This is a genomic window from Variovorax sp. PEI5 (assembly GCF_056679935.1).
In genome coordinates, this window is the sequence record NZ_JBWXPH010000002.1 from 189,225 (window position 1) to 205,815 (window position 16,591).

The 16,591-nt window shown below is 72.4% G+C and carries 16 protein-coding genes; 3 read left to right on the forward strand and 13 right to left on the reverse strand.

The features are described 5' to 3' along the window. The first annotated feature begins 24 nt into the window (after positions 1–24). Both AC1MLT_RS17375 and AC1MLT_RS17380 read left to right on the forward strand, forming a co-directional pair. Complete coding sequence (locus tag AC1MLT_RS17375) at positions 25–702, forward strand: response regulator (RefSeq protein ID WP_481035311.1); 678 nt, start codon at positions 25–27, stop codon at positions 700–702. Further along, positions 699–2,078 (forward strand): ATP-binding protein, encoded by a 1,380-nt coding sequence (locus AC1MLT_RS17380; protein WP_481035312.1) that lies wholly within the window; start codon positions 699–701, stop codon positions 2,076–2,078. Before AC1MLT_RS17375 ends, AC1MLT_RS17380 begins: the two co-directional genes overlap by 4 nt. Here AC1MLT_RS17380 and AC1MLT_RS17385 read toward each other — a convergent pair. The 12 genes from AC1MLT_RS17385 to AC1MLT_RS17440 form a co-directional block, all read right to left on the reverse strand. Further along, entirely contained in the window at positions 2,075–2,779 is a 705-nt protein-coding gene (locus AC1MLT_RS17385) for a tetratricopeptide repeat protein (RefSeq protein WP_481035313.1), read from the reverse strand. The genes AC1MLT_RS17380 and AC1MLT_RS17385 overlap by 4 nt on opposite strands. A 49-nt stretch (positions 2,780–2,828) precedes the next feature. Further along, on the reverse strand, positions 2,829–3,713 hold the full coding sequence (locus AC1MLT_RS17390; protein ID WP_481035315.1) for an SDR family oxidoreductase: 885 nt from the start codon (positions 3,711–3,713) through the stop codon (positions 2,829–2,831). Beyond that, the gene (locus AC1MLT_RS17395) at positions 3,710–4,432 is read right to left on the reverse strand and encodes an iron-containing redox enzyme family protein (RefSeq protein ID WP_481035316.1); all 723 of its coding nucleotides are present in this window, start codon (positions 4,430–4,432) and stop codon (positions 3,710–3,712) included. Before AC1MLT_RS17395 ends, AC1MLT_RS17390 begins: the two co-directional genes overlap by 4 nt. After that, positions 4,429–5,961 (reverse strand): AMP-binding protein, encoded by a 1,533-nt coding sequence (locus tag AC1MLT_RS17400; protein WP_481035317.1) that lies wholly within the window; start codon positions 5,959–5,961, stop codon positions 4,429–4,431. Before AC1MLT_RS17400 ends, AC1MLT_RS17395 begins: the two co-directional genes overlap by 4 nt. Then, positions 5,958–6,587, reverse strand: coding sequence for a thermostable hemolysin (locus tag AC1MLT_RS17405; protein ID WP_481035319.1), 630 nt, complete (start codon positions 6,585–6,587; stop codon positions 5,958–5,960). Before AC1MLT_RS17405 ends, AC1MLT_RS17400 begins: the two co-directional genes overlap by 4 nt. A 110-nt stretch (positions 6,588–6,697) precedes the next feature. Then, positions 6,698–7,111, reverse strand: coding sequence for a hypothetical protein (locus AC1MLT_RS17410; RefSeq protein ID WP_481035320.1), 414 nt, complete (start codon positions 7,109–7,111; stop codon positions 6,698–6,700). 10 nt (positions 7,112–7,121) lie between these two features. After that, positions 7,122–7,562, reverse strand: a complete 441-nt coding sequence (gene mrtJ / locus AC1MLT_RS17415; RefSeq protein ID WP_481035322.1) for a JDVT-CTERM system glutamic-type intramembrane protease MrtJ — start codon at positions 7,560–7,562, stop codon at positions 7,122–7,124. A gap of 23 nt (positions 7,563–7,585) precedes the next feature. Continuing rightward, on the reverse strand, positions 7,586–8,956 hold the full coding sequence (locus AC1MLT_RS17420; protein ID WP_481035323.1) for an MBL fold metallo-hydrolase: 1,371 nt from the start codon (positions 8,954–8,956) through the stop codon (positions 7,586–7,588). A 64-nt stretch (positions 8,957–9,020) separates the two neighbouring features. After that, on the reverse strand, positions 9,021–9,998 hold the full coding sequence (locus AC1MLT_RS17425) for a tripartite tricarboxylate transporter substrate binding protein (RefSeq protein ID WP_481035324.1): 978 nt from the start codon (positions 9,996–9,998) through the stop codon (positions 9,021–9,023). A gap of 28 nt (positions 9,999–10,026) precedes the next feature. Beyond that, positions 10,027–11,121, reverse strand: a complete 1,095-nt coding sequence (locus AC1MLT_RS17430; RefSeq protein WP_481035325.1) for a tartrate dehydrogenase — start codon at positions 11,119–11,121, stop codon at positions 10,027–10,029. A gap of 217 nt (positions 11,122–11,338) precedes the next feature. Next, entirely contained in the window at positions 11,339–12,757 is a 1,419-nt protein-coding gene (pyk, locus tag AC1MLT_RS17435) for a pyruvate kinase (RefSeq protein ID WP_481035327.1), read from the reverse strand. Between the two features lie 112 nt (positions 12,758–12,869). After that, positions 12,870–13,964, reverse strand: a complete 1,095-nt coding sequence (locus tag AC1MLT_RS17440; RefSeq protein WP_481035328.1) for a tartrate dehydrogenase — start codon at positions 13,962–13,964, stop codon at positions 12,870–12,872. 138 nt (positions 13,965–14,102) lie between these two features. On the opposite strand from AC1MLT_RS17440, the gene AC1MLT_RS17445 reads away from it, so the two are divergent. Next, positions 14,103–15,050, forward strand: a complete 948-nt coding sequence (locus AC1MLT_RS17445; RefSeq protein ID WP_481035329.1) for a LysR family transcriptional regulator — start codon at positions 14,103–14,105, stop codon at positions 15,048–15,050. 47 nt (positions 15,051–15,097) lie between these two features. Here the strand turns inward: AC1MLT_RS17445 and AC1MLT_RS17450 are convergent, their stop codons facing one another. Next, positions 15,098–16,591 (reverse strand): efflux transporter outer membrane subunit, encoded by a 1,494-nt coding sequence (locus tag AC1MLT_RS17450; RefSeq protein ID WP_481035330.1) that lies wholly within the window; start codon positions 16,589–16,591, stop codon positions 15,098–15,100.

Sequence of the window (16,591 nt, forward strand, 5' to 3'; positions counted from 1 at the left end):
CGCGCCGCACTGGAGTTCCCGCACATGCGTCTGCTGGTGGTCGAGGACGATGTCCTGCTGGGCGAGGCCCTGGCGATCGGATTGCGCCAGCTCGGCCATGCGGTCGACTGGTTCGGCGATGGCGAGCGGGCCGACGCGGCGCTCGCCGGCGCCGCCTTCGATGCCGTGGTGCTCGACCTCGGACTGCCGCGCGGCGACGGCATGACCTGGCTGCGGCGCTGGCGCGATCGCGGCCTCAAGCTGCCCCTGCTGATCCTGACCGCGCGCGATGGCGTCGCCGAGCGCGTCGCCGGCCTGGATGCCGGCGCCGACGACTACCTGGTCAAGCCCATCACCATCGACGAGCTGGCCGCCCGCCTGCGCGCGCTGGTGCGGCGCGCGGCGGGCCAGGCCCAGCCGGCCTGGCAGCGGGGCGAGCTGCGCTACGACCCGGCGACCAAGGTGGTGCACTGGAAGGGCGCCAAGGTCGACCTCACCGGGCGCGAGCTGGCCCTGCTGGAGGCCCTGCTGAGCCAGTCGCAGCGCGTGGTCTCCAAGGCCCACCTGCTGGAGAAGCTCTACGACTGGAACGCGTCCGAGCCCGAGAGCAACGCGCTGGAGGTCCACATCCACCACCTGCGCCGCAAGATCGATCCGCGCATCGTGCGCACGGTCCGTGGCGTCGGCTACGCGATCGGCTCCGGCGAGCACGGCGACGAATGAGCCTGCAACGCCGCCTGCTGCTGTACCTGCTGATCTGCGCGCCGCTGGTGTGGGGCCTGGCGCTGTATGTCTCCATCAGCCGCGCCCGCCACGAGGTCAACGAGCTCTACGACACCGAGCTGATCCGCCTGGCGCGCCAGGTCCAGTCGACGCTCGGCCCCGCGCTGGAGGGCACCACCACGACGCTGCCGCCGGCCGCCGGCAAGGGCGATGCCGATGCCGGCGAGGCCGACGTCCGCGATCTCGCCGTGGCGGTGTGGGATGCCGATGGCCGGCTCGCGCTGTCGGATCGCGAAGGCGTGGCGCTGCCCTACCGGCCGCAGCGCGCCGGCTTCTTCGACACCCAGGTCGAGGGCCGCGAGTGGCGGCTCTACTACCTGCAGTCCTTCGATGGCCGCTGGCTGGTGGCGGCGGGCCAGGGCGCCTACGAGCGCGACGAGCTGGTCTACGGGCTGACCTTCAGCCAGGTCGTGCCATGGCTGCTGATGCTGCCGTTCCTGCTGGCCCTGATGGCCTGGGCGGTGCGGCGCGCCTTGGCGCCGATGGGCGCGTTGGCGGCCGACCTGCGCCATCGCGACGCCGACGACCTGCGCGCGATCCCGGGCGACAGCGCCCCGGTCGAGCTGCGGCCCATGATCGGCGCCATGAACGGACTGTTCGTGCGGATCGACTCGCTGCTGGTGCGGGAGCGCCGCTTCACCGCCGACGCGGCGCACGAGTTGCGCACCCCGCTGGCGGTGCTGCGGGCGCAGTGGGAGGTGGTGCGGCGTTCGAGCAGCCCGCGCGAGCGCGAGCAGGCCGAGCGCCGGCTCGACGCCGGTCTCGACCGCATGGCGCGGCTGGTGACGCAGATGCTGGCGCTGTCGCGGGTCGAATCCGGCGCCGCGCTGGTGACCAGCGAGATCGACTGGACGCCGATCGTCGAGCAGGCCATGGGCGACTGCCTGATGCTGGCCGAGCGCCGCCGCATCGAACTGGCCTGCGAATGGCCGCCGGCCGGATCCCATCCGATGCCATTGCTGGGCGATGCCCACCTGCTGACCGTCCTGCTGCGCAACCTGCTGGACAACGCGGTGCGCTACGCGCCCGAGGGCACCGGCGTCCTGCTGCGCTTCTCGGCCTCGACCGTGGAGGTCGACAACGACGGGCCGCCGTTGTCGGGGGAGCAGCTGGCGCGGCTCGGCGAGCGCTTCTACCGGCCCGATGGCCAGCAGGAGATCGGCAGCGGCCTGGGGATGTCGATCGCGCGCCGCATCGCCACCCTGCATGGTCTCGAACTCGACGTCGGCATGCGCGATGGCGTGCAGGGCGTGCGCGTGCGGCTGGGCTTCGCCGCGCCGCGCCATGCCGGCGGAGCCGGAGCCAGGGCCGGCTAGCGCGCCTTGGTCTTCTCCAGCAGGGCGCGCGCTTCCTCGCGCCGGCCGGTGTCGGCGACCTGGCGGCCGGGACGCGGCGGTGCCTGGATGGCGCGCGTCAGGTAGGTCGCCGCTTCCTCGGGCTGCTTGGTCTCGACCAGGTACTCGCCATAGAAGAAGTTCGGGTCGATGCCCTTCGGATTGAGCGCCAGGGCCTTCTGCAGCAGTTCCTTGGCCTTGGCCTTGTCGCCGAAGCCGACCGGCCAGCCGGGCACCTTGTAGTAGAGGACGCCCAGGCTGTTGTAGGCCGAGCCGTCGAGTGCGTCGCCATCGATGGCGATGGCCGACTCGTACAGCGCCTTGGCCTGCTTGACCAGGCCCAGCGCGCCCAGGCCGCCCTTCTCGCCGGCCCAGGAGCTGACGATGATGCCCTCCCAGATCAAGGGGCCGGCCTGGGACGGATGGGTCTCGCTGACCTTGTGCGCCTTGGCGGCCAGGGCCTCGAAGCGCTTCTCGCGCTCGGCGGCCGGGCTCTGGTAGCGGATCACCTCCCATTCGTGCTGGAGATCGACGACGGCATCGTCGGCCGGGGCCGCGTGGGCGCGCGGCAGCCACGCGCCGGCGACCGCCAGGGTCGAGGCGACCAGCAGGGTCAGCAGGTGGCGCCGGGATGGGGTGGGCAGGGAAACGGCGCGCGGGGTGGTGGGCAGGCGGGAGTTCATGGGTCTCTGGGTCTCTGGGTTTCTGGTTTTCTGGGTCTGGGTGGTCGGTTCAGGGAGCGCCGTGCATCAGCGGATGGGCATCCGCATCGGCCGGTGGCGCCTGGGGGGAGGAAGCGAGCGCGGCCGGGGGCGCCGGCGCCAGGGGTGGCAGCGCAGTGCGGTGCTTGGCGAAGGCGCCATCGAGCCAGGCCGGCACCAGCCCGTTGAGGCGCACCGCCAGCTTCTCCGGAAAGCCCAGGAAGCGCTCGGGCGCGCCGCTGTGCAGCAGCTCGACCAGGGCGCGCGCGGCGATGTGGGGCTCGTCCATGGCGGTGCCGGTGGCGCGGTTGTAGTGCGCGGCGGCATCGCTGTTGAAACCGGTCCGGGTGCTGCGCGGGCCCAGGTACTGCACGCCCACGCCGGTGTCGGCGAGTTCGCGGCGCAATGCCTCGGCGAAGCCGCGCAGGCCGAACTTGCTGGCGCCATAGACGCTGTAGCCCGGCAGGCCCAGGCGCCCGAGCACCGAGCCGATGAAGATCACGCGGGCGGTGCTGTGGGCGCGCAGGCCCGGCAGCAGCGCCTGGGTCAGCAGCATTGGCACCACCAGGTTGAGATGCAGCACCTCGGCCACCTCGGCGGGCGTGAAGGCTTCGAGGCGGCCGAAGCCGGGCACGCCGGCGTTGTGCACCACCACGTTGCAGCCCCAGGCCGAGGCCGCCCGGGCCAGGTCGGCGACGCCATCCGGCTGCGCCAGGTCGGCGGCATGCCACTCGACCCGGGGCGCCACGGCGGCGCTGGTCTCGTGCAGCAGGGTACGGGCCTGGGCCGCCAGTCGCGCCGGCGAGCGGCCCGCCAGCAGCACGGCGGCGCCGGCATCGACCAGGGCCCGGGCCGCGGCCTGGCCGATGCCGCCGCCGGCACCGGTCAGCAGGACCCGGGCGTCGCCGGCCCTCATGCGAGCGCCGCCCGGGAGGCGGCCTCGGTCGAGGGTGCGGACGATGCGGTGGCGTCGGCGGCGGTGTCGCGCGGCAGCGGCAGGCTGCGGAACACGTCGCCATAGAGCCGGTAGAAGGCGCGCGCGGCATGGACGATGTCGGCGCGGTCCCGCGGCGACTCGATGCGGTCCATCAGCAGCTCGAAGTGGGCCGTGTGCTCCTGGTCGAGCGTGCCATGCGAGCGCAGGTAGCTGAAAGCTGAGTCCGGCAGTCCCAGCGGGCGCTGGATCTGGTCGGCCGCGAGCAGGGCCAGCGACACGCTGGTGCCCTCGAGCACGTGCACCATGCCGAAGAAGCCGAGCGGGTTGCGCCGCGCGATCAGGTCGTAGGCATAGGCCACCATGACCTCGGTGGCATGGCCGGGCGGGCCGTCGCGCACCGCCTGCGCATCGCCGCCGGCGGCGCGGATGTCGTCGAGGATCCACTCGTCGTGGCCCTGCTCCTCCTCGATGTATTCGTCCAGCGGCTCGCGCAGCCACTCGTGGGCGGCGGGCAGGGCGGCCTGGCAGGCGTGCAGCAAGGGCACCGTGTGGCGCACGTGGTGGTAGGCCTGGCCCAGGAACGCCAGGTAGCTCGGCAGCGAGACCTCGCCGCGCAGGCAACCCTGGATGATGGGCGTGCCCAGGAGGCCCATGCGGGCGTCGGCGGTCTGTTCGACCAGTTGCTGATGGAAGCTCATGAGAGTGGATCCGGGGAGGAGAGGGCGGAAGGGCCTGCGGCGGCCGCCACGCCGAGCGCGGCGGCATGCGATTGCAGGATGGCGATGCGTTGCGGCCGGCCGTTGGCCGTGGCCAGCCCGGTGGCGACGCTGAAGTCGGCCTGGCCACGCACCCAGTGGTGGATGCGGGCGTAGTCGGGCAGGGTGGCGTTGGCGCGGTCGACTGCCGCCTGCAGCACGGTGTCGGGCGCGTCGGAGCGCACCGGCCACAGCACGGCGCTCAACGCCGGCTCGCCGTCGCCGAACACCACCGCCTGGGCGATGGCGTCCTGGCCGCGCAGGGCGGTCTCGACCCATTCGGGCGACACGTTGCGGCCGAAGGCGGTGATCAGCAGGTTCTTGCGCCGGCCGTCGATGTGCAGGAAGCCATCGATGTCGATGTGGCCGAGATCGCCGGTCGGCCACCAGCCATCCGGTGCCGATGCCGGGTCGGCGCAGCCGCCGAGGTAGCCCAGGAACAGGCTGCCCGCGACCTCGATCTCGCCCTCGGCGCCGACCCGCAGGCGGGCGTGCGGCAGGGCCCGGCCGGCGCTGCCGGGGCGGTCGGCGCCGGGCAGGTTCAGGGTCTGCACGGAAGCGCCCTCGGACAGGCCATAGCCTTCGTGGGCCGGGATGCCGACGGCGCGCGCGGCCTCCAGGAGCGGCCGGCCCACGGCGGCGCCGCCGACGGCCACCAGGCGCAGCGAGGCGGCGGCGCGCAGGCCGTGATGCGCCAGGTAGGCCGTCCACAGCCGCAGCATCTGCGGCAGCAGGATCAGGCTGTGCGGCTGCTGCGCCTCGACCACGGCCTGGAAGCGCGCGGCGTCGAAATTCGACGACCCGGCCAGGCCCAGTTCCGCCAGCGGCAGCGCGACGCAGGTGGCGCCGCGCCGCAGCGGCGCCATCACGCCGGCGATGTTCTCCAGCAGCACCGCGAATGGCAGCGCGCACAGGTGGCGCCGGATGGCCAGGGGCTCCATGGCCTCGACCAGCCCCTCGGCCACCGCCCGCATCGCGGCGTCGTCCAGGCAGACGCCCTTGGGCGCGCCCGTGGTGCCCGAGGTGAAGGTGATCTTGGCGGTCCCGGCCGGCATGGCGGGCGACCGCGCCGGCAGCCGCATCAGCACCAGCGGCATGCCGGCGACCTCGCACGGGCCGGCCGGCGCCTGCGGCCAGCGCGCGGCGACCGGCGCCGCCGTCAGCACCGTGTCGACGCCGGCGGCGGCCAGCGCGTGGCCGATCTGCTCGGGCGTGAAGAAGACCGGCAGCGGGACGTGGACGACGCCGGCGCGCATCGCGGCGCGGTCGGCCATGATCCAGGCCGGCGAGTTGTCCAGCAGGGTCGCCAGCACCCGGGTGCCATCGGCGCCGAGCCGCAGCGCCAGGGCCCGGGTCTCGTCCTCGAGCTGGCCGAAGGTCCAGTGGCGCCGGCCATCGTCGAGCGCGATGGCATCGGCCGGGGGCGTCGTCTCGATGGCGTCCATGGCGCCGATGGCGTCCACCGCGCTCACCGGGCGTCTCCGCCCGCCTGGCGCAGCTCGCGCGCCAGGCGGCGCAGGGCCTGGCGCAGGTGGCCGGCCAGCACCACCGGGCGATGCTCGTAGTAGCTGCCCCACTGGGCGCCGTCCTCGCCCAGTGCCAAGGGATCGGCCGTGCCGAGCGCCAGTGGCGTCACGCCGAGGCGCAGGAACAGGTGGCGCAGCTCGCTCGTCAGGGTGCCGACGACCCAGGTGAAATCGCGCGCCGCCAGATGTGGGCCCATGAGGGCGATCAGGCGGCGTCCCGCGCCGGCCCGTCCGGCGGCCAGGTGCCCGACCTCGACGATGCCATCGCGTCGGGGGGCGATGCCGTCGTCCGAGGCGAGCAGCCGCTCGACCGGCGAGGACAGGTAGCGCTCCAGGAACAGCGGCGACTCCGCGGCGCTGCGATAGCCCGCCGCGGCGATGATCTCGCCGCCATCCCGCAGCGTGACCAGCGTGGGAGCGAAGTGGCGCACCTCGGCGCCATAGTGCCGGGCGAAGACGTCGCGGATGAAATGCTCGACCTCGCCGCGCCGGGGATCGTCGACCCCGTGCGAGGTCAGGACGGTCGGCGGCGCTGCCGTTTCGCTCTCGTGCGGTAACCGGGCCATCAGCATGCGTACTCCTTGGGAAGCTCCAGGACGACTGGAGTGATTCGGAGCGCCGATGCTGGGGGGCGAAACTTAAGCGGTCGTTAAGGTGGGACGATCGGTTGGCGCCGGGCCGCTCAGGGCGGCGGGGCGGCGAAATCGATGCGCAGCGGCGCGGGCAGCACCCGCGCCTTCAGCACCACGACCGATCTGCGCAGGTCGGGTCGTTTCGACGTCGTCGTGCCGACCAGCAGGCCGCCCGGCGCCGGACGCAGCGCGACGAGCTCGCGCCCGAGTTCGACATGACCGCTGAAGACATCGGTGGCGAACGGGCTGTCGTGGTCGGTGACGTACACCACGATCTCGCCGCCACGCCGGAAGATCTCGAAGCCCAGGTCCAGCTGGGTGGCCGTGCTGCCGCCATGGACCGGCCGGGGCAGGCCATGGGCCAACGCGTCCTGGGTCCATGGGCAGGCTAGCAGGGCCAGGCCGGCGAGCAGGGCCGGCAGCGTCGGCGGTGGAGGGACACGGCTGGATCGGGTGGTCGTCATGGTGGATGGATCAGGGAAGGAATGCGAACAGGAAGCAGGCGTTGAACCAGGCATGCGCGAGCACGCAGGGCCAGATCGTGTCGGTGCGCTCGCGCAGGTGGCCCAGCAGCAGCGAGGGCGCCACCACCAGGGCCGCCATGGCGCCGTGGTGGGAGGGCAGGTGGCACAGGCCGAAGGCGAGGCTGGTGCCGATGTTGGCCCATGTCGGGCCCGGCAGCCGGAAGCTCGCGTGGCGGGCGAGGACCTCGCGCAGCCAGGGCTGCAGCCCGTCCCGGAAGGCCAGTTCCTCGACCACCGGCGCCACCAGCAGGGCGATCGCCAGCCATTCCCAGGCGCGATGCGCGCCCGCCGGCGGGGCCGCGACATCGCCCAGGAGCTTCAGGGCGAACGCCCCCGCCGGTCCCGCCATGAGGACCTGCAGGAGCAGCAGGGTGCGCGAGCTGGCGGGCACCGGAGGCCGCGCGCCGGGGCGACTCAGGCGCGCGCCCGACCGCGGCGCCGCCGGACGATGCCGAACAATGCCAGGATCGCGAGGCCGGCCAGCATCGGATCGAAGCGGCCGTCGCCGATCGTGCAACCCCCGCCGCCGCCGCCGTCACCGCCGAACTCGGGCGTGGTGCCCTGCGCCGCCGCCGGCAGGTCGACGAACTGGTTGTCGGTCTTGCCGACGAACTCGGCGGTGAATCTGCGGCCGGCGAAGCCGGGGCTGGCGCAGGTGGCCACGCCCTCGTTGTTGGTCGCGCTGGTGCAGCCGGCGCTCGAATCCTCGAACGTGAACCTGACCTGCTTGCCCGCCACGTCGTTCCAGCCATTGCTCAGCTTGGCCGAGATCAGATTGACATTGGAGGCATCGACCACCTCGAGCGTGTTGAAGCGCCAGGTCGGCAGCTGCCGCGAGGCGTCGAGCCGGGTCAGCCAGGCGGCCGAGCATTCGCGCGCCACCGCCAGCTGGCGCAGCACGCCCTCCTGGCCGAAGACGAACTGGCTCTGCGTGCCGCGTCCCTTGGCGATGATGTCGTCGACCTTGTTGACGGTGCCGTCCCAGTAGATGTGCGGGGTCATGACGCCCTCGACATTCAATGCCTTCGCCAGGGTGTAGGTGCGCTCGATCGAGTCGAGGTACTGCGCCACCTGGGGCACCGAGCTGGTCATCGACTGGCCGCCGTTGATCAGCACCCTGACGTCCTTGCCCTTGTCCTTGACCGTCAGCACGGCGGAGGTCGATCCCGGGGTGTGACCGGGCGTGGCCAGGACCGTGAATTCCTTGCCGCCGATCGAGACCTTCTGGGGCGAGAGATTGTTCGAGTCGATCAGCTTGGGCGCATAGGCCTTGTTGCCGGCATCGGCCGACCCGAGCCACGAGCGGGCGTTCAGGTTGGCGAGCAGCCAGCTCGCGCCGCCGTCGTGGTCGCCATGCCCGTGCGTCAGGAAGATCTCCTTGAGCGGATAGGAAGGGCTCAGCCCCAGCGACTGCAGCGCCGGATAGTTGTAGGTCTGGACTTCGGCGGCGTTGTTGCCCGCGTCCACCATCACGAAGCCGTCCGCTGTCTTGATGAGGTACTGCGCGACATAGCGCGAACCGACGATCCAGACGTCGTCGAAGATCTGCGTCAGGGGCACGCGGATGCTGTTGGTCGCGCGCGCGGCCAGCACGATGGCGTTGTTGTTGTCGGGCAGGTTGCAGTAGAACGCCTGGGCGTTGTCGCGCAGGAAGGTGTCGTTGCCGACGTTGCGCGTGGCGGCGTCGCGGTGGATCTGGCTCTGGGTCTGGGCCAGGGCCTGGCCGGTGAGTGTGAGCGTCAGGGCCGCGATGGCGGCGGGCAGGAATCGTTTGTCTCTTTTCATCTTCATCTCCGGGTGCGGGCGGTGGCGCCCGCGGGGTGGGTCGGGACTGCGAGGGGGGTCGGGGTCAATCGACCGTGACGTTCGACTCCTTCACCAGACGCGCGTACCTGGCGGTGTCGTCCTTGATCTGCGCGGCCATCTGCGCCGGGGTGTTGGCGACCGGCTCGGCGCCGATCTCGTCCATGCGCTTCCTGAAGTCGGGCGACTGGATGATCCGGACCATCTCCGTGTTGAGACGCGTCACGATGTCCTTGGGCGTCGCCGCCGGGGCCAGGATGCCGAACCAGGTGCCCTGGTTGAAGCCCGCGAGGCCGGACTCGGCCAGCGTCGGCACGTCGGGCAGCGTGCCGGAGCGCCGCGCCGTGGTGACGGCCAGGGCGCGCAGCTTGCCGCCCTGGATGTGCGGCACCAGCGGGGTCAGCGTGTCGAACGACATGTCGACCTGGCCCCCGAGCAGGTCGGTGGTGAGCGGCGCGCTGCCCTTGTAGGGCACGTGCAGCAGCTCGACGCCGGCCAGCTGCGAGAACTGGGTGCCGATCAGGTGCTGCACGGTGCCATTGCCATTGGAGCCATAGGACAGCTTGCCGGGCGAGGCCTTGGCCAGCGCGATCAGGCTCTTGACATCGGTGGCCGGCGACTTGGCGTTCACCACCAGCACGTTGGGCACCAGGGCCACGGTGGTGATCGGCGCGAAGCTCTTCTCGAAGTCGTAGGGCAGCTTCTTGTAGACGCTGGTCGCGATGGTGTGGTGCACCGCGCCCATCAGCAGGGTGTAGCCGTCGGGCCTGGCCTTGGCGACATAGTCGGCGCCGACCGTGGCGCCGGCGCCGGGCCGGCTCTCGACGATCACCGGCTGGCCGAGGCTCTGCGACAGGCTGTTCGACAGCGAGCGCGCCAGGACGTCGGAACTGCCGCCCGGCGGGAACGGAACGACCAGCGTGATGGCCTTGGTCGGGTAGGCCTGGGCGGCGGCCAGCGAGGTGGCGCCGGCCAGGGCGAGGGCGAGCAGCACCGAACGCCGGCGCGAGATGGGGGTCTTCATGGTTGTCGTCTCCGGAGTTGGATGCGCTTCAGGCGGCCTTGCGCCGGGGTGTCGCGCCGCTGGCGATCTGGTCGCAGACCGCGCGGGTGACCTGGGCGGTGGTGGCGGAGCCGCCGAGGTCGCCGGTGTGCAGCGATCGATCGGCCGTCACGCGCTCGATGGCGGCCATGACGCGCGCGGCGGCCTCCGTCTCGCCCAGGTGCTCCAGCAGCATCACCACCGACCAGAAGGTGCCCACCGGATTGGCCAGGCCCTTGCCCATGATGTCGAAGGCCGAGCCGTGGATGGGCTCGAACATGCTCGGGTAGCGCCGCTCGGGGTCGATGTTGGCCGTCGGCGCGATGCCCAGGCTGCCCGCGAGGGCGGCGGCCAGGTCGCTCAGGATGTCCGCGTGCAGGTTGGTCGCGACGATGGTGTCGAGCGTGGCGGGACGGTTGACCATGCGCGCGGTGGCCGCGTCGACCAGCTCCTTGTCCCACTTGACGTCCGGGAACTCCCTGGCGATCTGCACGGCGATCTCGTCCCACATGACCATGGCGTGGCGCTGGGCGTTGCTCTTGGTGACCACGGTGAGGAGCTTGCGGGGCCGCGACTGCGCCAGCCGGAAGGCGAAGCGCATGATGCGCTCGACGCCCGCGCGGGTCATCATGGAGACATCGGTGGCCGCCTCGATCGGGTGGCCCTGGTGGACGCGGCCGCCCACGCCGGCGTACTCGCCCTCGGAGTTCTCGCGCACGATGACCCAGTCGAGGTCGCCCGGGCCGCAGCGCTTGAGCGGGGCGTCGATGCCCGGCAGGATGCGGGTGGGTCGCACGTTGGCGTACTGGTCGAAGCCCTGGCAGATCTTCAGGCGCAGGCCCCAGAGGGTGATGTGGTCGGGGATGTGGGGGTCGCCGGCCGAGCCGAAGAGGATGGCGTCCTTGTCGCGCAGGGCCTCCAGGCCGTCGGCGGGCATCATCTCGCCATGGGCGCGGAACCAGTCGCCGCCCCAGGCGAAGTCCTCGAACTCGAAGCCGAAGGTGCCGCCGGCGGCGGCCAGTGCCTCGAGCACCTCGCGCCCGGCGGGCACCACCTCCTTGCCGATGCCGTCGCCGGGGATGGTCGCGATCTTGTAGATCTTCATGGTCTGTCTCCTGATGTCTGACTCGTTGGAGCGCAAACTTTAGGTTTGGAGGCGGTCGCCAAACCACGCTCCAACTCAAGCCATCATTCACCTGGATTCAACAATTCCATGGACCCGCCGATGACGCGCGCACGCGCGCGCCCGACCCCGGGAGGAACCCCGGGGGCGGGCCGATCGCCGCGACGTGGAGGGGGCGGGCGTGGTGCCCGCCGTGGGCTCAGCCGACCTGCGCGATGCGCAGCAGGTTGGTGGTGCCGGCGGTGCCGAAGGGCATGCCGGCGGCGATGACGATCGACTCGCCCGGCCGCGCCTGGCCGAGCCGCATCACGGTCTGCACCGCGACCTCGGTCATCTCGGTGACATCCATGACGTCGTGGCACAGCACCGGACTGACCCCCCACACCAGCGTCAGCCGGCGCGCGGTCGCGCGCTGCGGCGTCATGCCCAGGATCGGCGCGCGCGGGCGCTCGCGCGCCATGCGCAGGGCCGAGGCGCCGGAGCTGGTGTAGGCCACCATGGCCGCGACGTCGAGCAGGCCGGCCACCGAGCGCGCCGCCCAGCCGATGGCATCGGGCACATTGCGGCCCGAGGGCGTGTGGCCGGCATCGATGGCATCGCGGTAGTAGGGATCGGCCTCGGTCTGCGAGATGATCGCGTCCATCATCGCCACCGCCTCCACCGGGTAGCGGCCCGAGGCCGACTCGGCCGACAGCATCACCGCGTCGGCGCCGTCGTAGATGGCGGTGGCCACGTCCGAGGCCTCGGCCCGGGTCGGCACCGGCGCGCCGACCATCGACTCCAGCATCTGCGTGGCCACGATCACCGGCTTGCCCAGGCGCCGGCAGGCCCGCACGATGCGCTTCTGGATCGCCGGCACCTGCTCGGCGGGCAGCTCCACGCCGAGGTCGCCGCGCGCCACCATGACGGCATCGGTCTCGGCCAGGATGGCATCCAGGCTCTCGATGGCGGAGGGCTTCTCCAGCTTGGCGACGATGCCGGCGCGGCCCTGCACGATGGCCTTGATCTCGACGATGTCGGCGGCGCGCTGCACGAACGACAGTGCGATCCAGTCGACGCCCAGGGCGAGGCCGTAGTCCAGGTCGGCGCGGTCCTTGGCGGTCAGGGCCGACAGCGGCAGCACCACGCCGGGCACGTTGACGCCCTTGCGGTCGGACAGCAGGCCGCCATTGACGACGAGGGTCTCGGCCGATTCAGGCCCCGAGGTCACGACCCGCAGGCGCAGGCGGCCGTCGTCGAGCAGCAGCTCGGCGCCGGGCGTGAGGGCGGCGAAGATCTCCGGATGCGGCAGCGGCGCGCGGCTGGCGTCGCCGGGCGTGTCGCGGTCCAGGTCGAGGCGGAACGGCGCGCCCTCGACCAGCCGCACCGGACCATCGGCGAAGGTGCCCACGCGCAGCTTCGGCCCCTGCAGGTCGAGCAGGACGCCGAGCGGGCGGCCGAGATCGTTCTCGACGGCGCGGATGGTGTCCAGGCGCGCCTTGTGGTCGGCATGCGTGCCGTGGCTGAAGTTCAGCCGGAAGACATCGGCGCCGGCGCGCACCAGGGCCTCGATGGTGGCGCGGTCGGCGCTGGCCGGTCCGAGGGTGGCGACGATCTTGGCGTTGCTGGGGCGTTTCATGGCGGCGGGTCTCCGGGGTGGACGGGAAGGCGCGCCGCCGATGACGAGGGCGCGGGAATCGTTGACGTGGGCCGGGGTCGAGCCGGCGACGACGGCAGCGCCCCGCTGGACTTCAGGCGGCCTTGCGCCGGGGTGTCGCGCCGCTGGCGATCTGGTCGCAGACCGCGCGGGTGACCTGGGCGGTGGTGGCGGAGCCGCCGAGGTCGCCGGTGTGCAGCGATCGATCGGCCGTCACGCGCTCGATGGCGGCCATGACGCGCGCGGCGGCCTCCGTCTCGCCCAGGTGCTCCAGCAGCATCACCACCGACCAGAAGGTGCCCACCGGATTGGCCAGGCCCTTGCCCATGATGTCGAAGGCCGAGCCGTGGATGGGCTCGAACATGCTCGGGTAGCGCCGCTCGGGGTCGATGTTGGCCGTCGGCGCGATGCCCAGGCTGCCCGCGAGGGCGGCGGCCAGGTCGCTCAGGATGTCCGCGTGCAGGTTGGTCGCGACGATGGTGTCGAGCGTGGCGGGACGGTTGACCATGCGCGCGGTGGCCGCGTCGACCAGCTCCTTGTCCCACTTGACGTCCGGGAACTCCCTGGCGATCTGCACGGCGATCTCGTCCCACATGACCATGGCGTGGCGCTGGGCGTTGCTCTTGGTGACCACGGTGAGGAGCTTGCGGGGCCGCGACTGCGCCAGCCGGAAGGCGAAGCGCATGATGCGCTCGACGCCCGCGCGGGTCATCATGGAGACATCGGTGGCCGCCTCGATCGGGTGGCCCTGGTGGACGCGGCCGCCCACGCCGGCGTACTCGCCCTCGGAGTTCTCGCGCACGATGACCCAGTCGAGGTCGCCCGGGCCGCAGCGCTTGAGCGGGGCGTCGATGCCCGGCAGGATGCGGGTGGGTCGCACGTTGGCGTACTGGTCGAAGCCCTGGCAGATCTTCAGGCGCAGACCCCAGAGGGTGATGTGGTCGGGGATGTGGGGGTCGCCGGCCGAGCCGAAGAGGATGGCGTCCTTGTCGCGCAGGGCCTCCAGGCCGTCGGCGGGCATCATCTCGCCGTGGGCGCGGAACCAGTCGCCGCCCCAGGCGAAGTCCTCGAACTCGAAGCCGAAGGTGCCGCCGGCGGCGGCCAGCGCCTCGAGCACCTCGCGCCCGGCGGGCACCACCTCCTTGCCGATGCCGTCGCCGGGGATGGTCGCGATCTTGTACGTCTTCATGATGGTTGCGTCTGTGCGGTGATGTGGATGGGTGGCTGTGTGACCGGATTGGATCGGGTGAATGTACCGACTGGACAAGGTAGCGATCCACGCCTAGATTCAATTCATCGTTAACCCCGATTCAACAATCACTCACGCATGACCCTGGGCATCCAACCGGCCGAACTCGGCTTCTTCTCGACCCTGGTGGCCTGCGGCAGCCTGAGCGCGGCGGGCCGCGAACTGGGCATCTCGACGCCGGCGGTCAGCAAGCGGCTCTCGCAGATGGAGGCGCGCACCGGGGTCGCGCTGGTCACGCGCAGCACCCGCCGCATGAGCCTGACGCCCGAGGGCGAGGTGTTCGTCGAGCATGCCCGGCGCATCCTGGGCGAGATCGACGATCTCAACGAACTGCTGGGCCAGTCGCGCCGCGCGCCGCAGGGTCTGCTGCGGGTCAATGCGACGCTCGGCTTCGGCCGCACGCACGTGGCGGCGATCATCTCCAGATTCGCCCTGGCGCATCCGGAGGTCGACGTGCAGCTGCAGCTGTCGGTCAATCCGCCGCCCCTGACCGACGATGCCTACGACGTCTGCGTGCGCTTCGGCGCGCCGCCCGACGGGCGCGTGGTGGCCCGGCGCGTCGGTGGCAACCGGCGGCTGCTGTGCGCGTCGCCGGCCTACCTGGAGGCGCATGGCTGGCCCCGGGTGCCCAACGACCTGACGCGCCACAACTGCATCGGCATCCGCCAGGGCGACGAGGCCTATGGCCTGTGGCGCCTGACGACCGGCACGGGCGCCAAGGCCCGCACCGAAGCCGTCAAGACGCGTGGCAGCCTGACCACCAACGATGGCGAGATCGCGGTCTCGTGGGCGCTCGACGGCCACGGCATCCTGATGCGGGCCGAGTGGGACATCAACCGGCATCTGCGCAGCGGCCGGTTGATCGAGGTGCTGGGCCACTATCGCGCGCCCGAGGCCGACATCTACGCGGTCTACCCGCAGCGCCACCAGCTCTCCACGCGCGTGCGCGCCTTCGTCGACGCGCTGACCGAGGGGCTGGCGCCGTTGGCGCCGGCCGTCGCCGGCCGGGACGCCGCGCCGGGCTGAGCGGGCGGACGCGGCACCGGACCGGTGGGCGCCATCGACTCCCGATCTCAGGCGTCCCAGGCGCCGCCCAGCGCGCGGATCAGCCCCACGGTCGACTGGTAGCGCGCGGCACGCACCTGCAGCGCCTGGCGCCGGTTGCGCAGCTCGCTGCGGCGCGCGTCGAGCAGCTCCAGCTGGCTGACCATGCCGTTGCGATAGCGCACGTCGGACAGCGCGGTCGCGCGCGCGGCCGAGTCGACGGCCCGGGCCTGCACCACCGATTGCCGGTCGAGCAGGCGCAGCGACGCCAGCTCGTCCTCGACCTCGCGGAACGCCACCAGCACCTGGTCGCGATAGCGCTCACGGGCGCCGTCGAGCTGCGCGGCGGCGACCTGCACGCCGGCCTCGCGGCGGCCGCCATCGAGCAAGGGCAGCGACAGCAGCGCGCCGATGCCCCAGGAGCGCGCCGACCACTTGAACAGGTCGCCCAGGTCCGGCGAGGCGAAGCCGCCGGCGCCGGTCAGGGCGATGCTGGGGAACCAGGCCGTCCGCGCGACGCCCAGGCGCTCCTGCGCCGCCATCACCGTGCGCTGCGCGGCGGCGACGTCGGGCCGGCGCACCAGCACCGTCGAGGGCACGCCGGCCGGGATCGACGGCAGCGCGGTGGTCCAGGCATCGGCGGCGAGGTCGAAGTCGGTGGCGCCCTCGCCGATCAGCACCGCCAGCGCGTGCTCGAGCAGGGCGCGCTGGCGGTCCAGCGCCAGGGCGTCGGACTCGGTCGCGGCCAGCTCGGTCCGCACGCGCTCGACATCGAGCTCGGCCAGGTCGCCGGCCCGCTCGCGGCGTTCGGTGAGGTCGAGCGTGTCGCGATAGGCCGCCACGGTGTCGCGCACCAGCGAGCGTTCGGCATCGATGGCGCGCAGCTGGAAGTAGCGCTGCGCCACCTCGGCCTGCACGATCAGCCGGGCGCTCTCCAGCAGGGCCGCGCGGGCATCGGCATCCAGGACCGCCGCGTTGCTGGCACCGGCCAGGCGGCCGAACAGGTCGAGCTCGTAGGAGACGCCGACGCGGGCGTCGAGCAGGGTCACCGGGCGGCCGTCGACCGTGCGGCCGAGGCCGGCGGCGCGGTTGGCGCCGCCACCGGCGTCGACCTGCACCGCGCGCGCGGCATCGACCGAGCGGGCCAGGGCGCGCGCCTCCGCCAGCCGCGCGGCGGCCTGCCGGATGTCGGTGTTGCGCGTCGCCGCGCGCTCGACGAGTGCATCGAGCGCCGGATCGGCGAAGGCGCGCCACCAGTCGCCGGCCACGGGCGCCGGCGTCGCGGTCGTGCCCGTGGCGGTTGCGGTGGCGGTGGAAGGCGCCGCATCGGTGGCCCGGGCCACGGATGCTTCCTTGAAGCGCGCCGGTGCCTCGGCCGATGGCGCCAGCGATGCCGTGGAGGCGCAGCCGGCCAGCAGCAGGGCGGCGACGAGCGGCAGCCAGGCCCCGCGCGGGGCGCGGGCCGGGGACGAGGACGACGCCACGTGCGACGACGCGGTTGAGGTCGAGGGTGGGACATGCAT

Bases quoted from the DNA above. Each gene is read 5' to 3' on its own strand.
- AC1MLT_RS17390 (WP_481035315.1), bottom strand. From the start codon at position 3,713: ATGAGGGCCGGCGACGCCCGGGTCCTGCTGACCGGTGCCGGCGGCGGC.
- AC1MLT_RS17450 (WP_481035330.1), bottom strand. From the start codon at position 16,591: ATGCATGTCCCACCCTCGACCTCAACCGCGTCGTCGCACGTGGCGTCG.
- AC1MLT_RS17410 (WP_481035320.1), bottom strand. From the start codon at position 7,111: ATGACGACCACCCGATCCAGCCGTGTCCCTCCACCGCCGACGCTGCCG.
- AC1MLT_RS17445 (WP_481035329.1), top strand. From the start codon at position 14,103: ATGACCCTGGGCATCCAACCGGCCGAACTCGGCTTCTTCTCGACCCTG.
- AC1MLT_RS17425 (WP_481035324.1), bottom strand. From the start codon at position 9,998: ATGAAGACCCCCATCTCGCGCCGGCGTTCGGTGCTGCTCGCCCTCGCC.
- AC1MLT_RS17440 (WP_481035328.1), bottom strand. From the start codon at position 13,964: ATGAAGACGTACAAGATCGCGACCATCCCCGGCGACGGCATCGGCAAG.
- AC1MLT_RS17420 (WP_481035323.1), bottom strand. From the start codon at position 8,956: ATGAAAAGAGACAAACGATTCCTGCCCGCCGCCATCGCGGCCCTGACG.
- AC1MLT_RS17405 (WP_481035319.1), bottom strand. From the start codon at position 6,587: ATGCTGATGGCCCGGTTACCGCACGAGAGCGAAACGGCAGCGCCGCCG.
- AC1MLT_RS17375 (WP_481035311.1), top strand. From the start codon at position 25: ATGCGTCTGCTGGTGGTCGAGGACGATGTCCTGCTGGGCGAGGCCCTG.
- AC1MLT_RS17385 (WP_481035313.1), bottom strand. From the start codon at position 2,779: ATGAACTCCCGCCTGCCCACCACCCCGCGCGCCGTTTCCCTGCCCACC.
- AC1MLT_RS17380 (WP_481035312.1), top strand. From the start codon at position 699: ATGAGCCTGCAACGCCGCCTGCTGCTGTACCTGCTGATCTGCGCGCCG.
- AC1MLT_RS17395 (WP_481035316.1), bottom strand. From the start codon at position 4,432: ATGAGCTTCCATCAGCAACTGGTCGAACAGACCGCCGACGCCCGCATG.
- pyk (WP_481035327.1), bottom strand. From the start codon at position 12,757: ATGAAACGCCCCAGCAACGCCAAGATCGTCGCCACCCTCGGACCGGCC.
- AC1MLT_RS17430 (WP_481035325.1), bottom strand. From the start codon at position 11,121: ATGAAGATCTACAAGATCGCGACCATCCCCGGCGACGGCATCGGCAAG.